The organism is Edaphobacter sp., from assembly GCF_035532915.1.
GTDB lineage: Bacteria > Acidobacteriota > Terriglobia > Terriglobales > Acidobacteriaceae > Edaphobacter.
Window position 1 is genome coordinate 1 of record NZ_DATKQC010000116.1, and the last position, 3,635, is coordinate 3,635.

General features: G+C 57.8%; 5 protein-coding genes. All 5 read right to left on the reverse strand.

Going from position 1 to position 3,635, the window contains the following annotated elements; translation table 11 throughout:
- Positions 1-92 precede the first annotated feature (92 nt).
- The 5 genes from VMU57_RS05855 to VMU57_RS05875 all read right to left on the reverse strand — a co-directional run bounded on the left by VMU57_RS05855 (position 93) and on the right by VMU57_RS05875 (position 3,580).
- Complete coding sequence (locus VMU57_RS05855) at positions 93-407, reverse strand: hypothetical protein (protein WP_325381696.1); 315 nt, start codon at positions 405-407, stop codon at positions 93-95.
- Positions 408-431: 24 nt separating this feature from the next.
- Positions 432-677 (reverse strand): hypothetical protein, encoded by a 246-nt coding sequence (locus VMU57_RS05860; RefSeq protein ID WP_325381697.1) that lies wholly within the window; start codon positions 675-677, stop codon positions 432-434.
- Between the two features lie 518 nt (positions 678-1,195).
- Positions 1,196-1,879 carry a VirB8/TrbF family protein gene (locus VMU57_RS05865; RefSeq protein ID WP_325381698.1) on the reverse strand — a complete coding sequence of 228 codons (684 nt, stop codon included), beginning with the start codon at positions 1,877-1,879 and terminating at the stop codon, positions 1,196-1,198.
- Positions 1,880-1,898: 19 nt separating this feature from the next.
- Positions 1,899-2,753: a type IV secretion system protein gene (locus tag VMU57_RS05870; RefSeq protein ID WP_325381699.1), complete on the reverse strand. Its 855-nt coding sequence runs from the start codon at positions 2,751-2,753 to the stop codon at positions 1,899-1,901.
- A gap of 17 nt (positions 2,754-2,770) precedes the next feature.
- Positions 2,771-3,580, reverse strand: a complete 810-nt coding sequence (locus tag VMU57_RS05875; RefSeq protein ID WP_325381700.1) for a hypothetical protein — start codon at positions 3,578-3,580, stop codon at positions 2,771-2,773.
- Positions 3,581-3,635: the final 55 nt, after the last annotated feature.

The following is a 3,635-nucleotide window of genomic DNA, read 5'->3' on the forward strand; positions in this document are numbered from 1 at the left end:
ACGGTTCCGAACGCAACCCTATAAGGGGTGGAGTGTCGAAATAAACCCGGTGCGCAGCACCGTCTGTGCTCCACCACCGATTCAGGTGGAGTTCATGCTTTCTGAACCCGCAATGATTCGCTGGACTCCATCCCGGCAACAGGCTTCTTCGGAGCCTGCTCAACCGCATCGGGAGCGGCAGCTCTACGGACACGCAGAGTCGGCGTGACATGAGCTGCCTGTGTAGTTTTCAGGAACTCCTGGAAGTCGCGGTCCTTGCTGAAGACATAGGCAAGTGCCTGTTCCACGACATCATCGGCGCAGGCATGGATGAAAGCGGCATACTGATCGACCTGCGCTGCGGTTGTATCGGTGAGGCGAATCGAAGCACTGAGATGTCGGGTTTGGATGACTTCAAGTAATGGCATTGGGATTCTCCTTCGGTGATGAATTCAAGCGATCTTTCTATGGGCGATCATTCGTTGAGCAGTGGCCGCAATCTCCCGTGCGCGGGCGGAGCAGAACGCGGAGGGAATCTCGAAACGGCGGCGGACTTCCAGCATGGTGATTACGTCGTCGATGGGCACGTCTTCAAGCAACCAGAGACGGGCAGAAACCATGTCTACAGTGCGCTGCGCGTAATAGCGGGGATTGGGCTTGTCGGAGCGTCGGATGGCCAGCTCTCGTGTGAGTCTCACAGCATCTTTGCCATGAGCAAGCTCATGCACTAACTTTGTTCTGGTACATGGTAGTGTTCTCCGTTTCGTTGAATTTCCCGTATCCTGCCCGGGTCACACATGGCGAAGCCGAGCGAGTGGCCCCGGCTCCCAAGGCCGAAGCTCTGCATTTACGGAGGGTCCGTCGTAGACGGAAACCGTAACCCGGAGGGCGGCACAGCCGAAGCAGAAGAGCGAGCCTGCCGCCGGGCGCCGGACAGGCCCGAAGCGTGACCCCGGGCAGAGGACGGGATACGAGACGGATGAACCTCGAATGCACCGAAGTCACTCTTAGCGTCTCGGCGGCGGAAGATCGCCTGAACCGCAGCCTTCTGTCGAGCGGCATAGGCTTCGTAGACGGACGGTATCGAGCACCGTCCGGTGCGCTGTCGAAAGCTCGGAGCGGCCATGCGGTGCGCCCTATGAGGCGAGTTGGGTTTACCTGCCGAACTGACAGCGTGACGATACATCGAAGCGACCTCGGATTCGGGTTGGTTCTCTTAGCTGAATGCCTGGTCGGCCCGGAAGCGGACGATGGTCAGCCCCAGAGGGTTCACGGCCAGCTCGTTGTTCTTCACGTTCTCGCGGAAGACATAGGTCACGCTGGCGACCCATCGCTCCCGCTTGAGTTCGGTATGATCCGCCGGGTTCGTGTACACCTTCTCGAACTCGATCCGCGCCGAATAGGGCGATTGCCGCAAATCGTCGAGTACGACGTTCTTGACCTCGACATCGACATACGGAAGCGAGCTATCGTCCCGGTAGGTCTGGATGATCTTGTCCTTCTGCTCCTCGGCAATCACAGCCCGCTGCACATCGCCATTGAGGAAATAGAGCGCGTTTGTCTGATCGCGCTCGATCGTGAAACGGTTGCGGCTGAAATAGAGTTCGGCCCAGCGCGTGAGGTAATACTTGTTCTCAGCCTCCTGCGGGCGATACTGGAAATTGCGATAGTCAATCGCCTCGGCCCTGCCCACTTCGTTGATGCGGATGATGAGCGGGTGCATACTGGCCAATGCCTTCTGACCGCGAAACACCAGGCCGGCAAGCGCGAGACAGACAATAGCCAGCACCAGAATTGTGACCTTGAGCCAGGTGTTCATTACCAGCGGATCGCCGTACTGTTCCAGATAGCGTTCCGCCGCGCCCGTTATTTCGGGTGAGTGTTTTGCTGTAACTGCCATTGAGATACCTCCACCGCGATTACATGGCCCGGAGAAGTGCAGCGGCGATGAATCCGCCAGCGCCAATCCCATGCCCACCTACATGGCCGGAAAAGAGCGAGGCGGTCATGGTCGGAATCTTGAGCAGGATAAATCCAGCGACGATACAAAGAATCAGTAGGCCGGGCATCAGGGTAATGAGCCGCTGAGGGTCAGCGACATTATTAGCGCCGCTGGTGAAATACGTAATGAGCAGGTGGCTCATCACGCTCATCGTTGCTGCGGCGACAACCTTATAGAACTCGAAACCGACGAACGCCTTGAGCCAGCCCCAAAAGAGGAAGTCGGTCTTCTCGAAAACCATCCACGGAATAAACACCGGTCCAAGCAGCCCAATTACTGTCGCTCCAATCGCTCCATAGGCGATGATGACGCCGATCAACGCAGTGAGGATGCTGAGGATGATTTGAACGGTATAGGTGCAGAGAAGAGTGTAGGGCTCGGTTAGAGATGGCGACAGTGTTCCGACCTTTGCGAGCGCCGAGTGAATCGTGTTCTGGACCTCCGATGTAGAATCGCTGCCAACGTAATCCACCAGACTACTGGTCCCTCCGCTGACGAAACCTTTGAGCGAGTAGCCAACGCCCGGAATCGAGCCGTCGTAAAACTTAACGAAGCAATAGGCAAAAGTGATCAGCAGGAAGAAGTTCAGGAACTTCGCCACGTTGAAGCCGGGGCCGCCCTGCGCAGAGGCGAGCGCCTCCTGAACGCCGAACCAGACCAGCATGATGGTGGCGAGCGAAAGCACCATGTGCAGACCGAGCGCATCGACGGAGGGCGCGGCCGTTGCAGTCAGGTTTTCGCAACCGTTTTTGATGAGAATGAGGAAGTCCATACCTGCTCTCCTCGACTTCAGTAGTGGAAAGCCCACTCGGTGCCCGCGCTCGTCTGCTGCGGCGTGACTTCATTGAAGTTCTGCTGATAGCTGTTGCCGGTCTGGAACAGCGATTTGAGATTGTCCTGCTGCACCTTCTGGCCGACCATCTGCTGCATAGCCTGTGCTTCGAGAATCTGATTGGTCTCCTGCTGTGACCGCAGCTCAATCAGCAGGGCCTGATTGATCCGCTGTAAGGTCGCCATCTCGGTGTGCTGGGACGGGTCGGCGGAATGGCTCGCGGCTTCAAGCCGGCTGATGTCAGCCTCCCGCTGCGCGGAGTCTGCTCGGATGACGCCGATAGTATCAAGATTGGTGGAGTTGACAGCGTTGGCGAGATCGACGGTCGCCCCCTGGGCTGCAATCTCCTGCTGGCCCTGTGGACTGAGTGAACTGTATCCGGCAACGCGGCCTCTCGTCTCGATGCTTGCCGCTTGTGTGGCCTCTGCCGCGTCATAGCCGGTCGAAGCTGCGTTTATCCAGAATGACGAGTTCCCATAGGTGTTGGCCGACTGGACCAGCGTGATCCATTGCTGTCGTCCCAGATTGCTGTATGTGGTGTAGAGCATCTGAGGCACGCTCGCCATCTGCCGTGCCACGTTGTAGGCGGCGATGACGTTCCGTGTCGACGCAACCGTGGTTGTGTAGAGTTGGTTAGCCTGCGCAATCTGCTGGATGGCGTGCACCGATTGCGTTGGATCGAAAACGATCCCGGAACCGAATTGAGCGTGTGCGGGCAACACTCCGAGTGCCGCCGCGATGATCGCGGTCGTGAGGGGGAATCTCATTTGTTTTTCTCCGTTGCTACTTCTTCGCGCGTTCAGCCTGCAGCCGGTTCCAGAC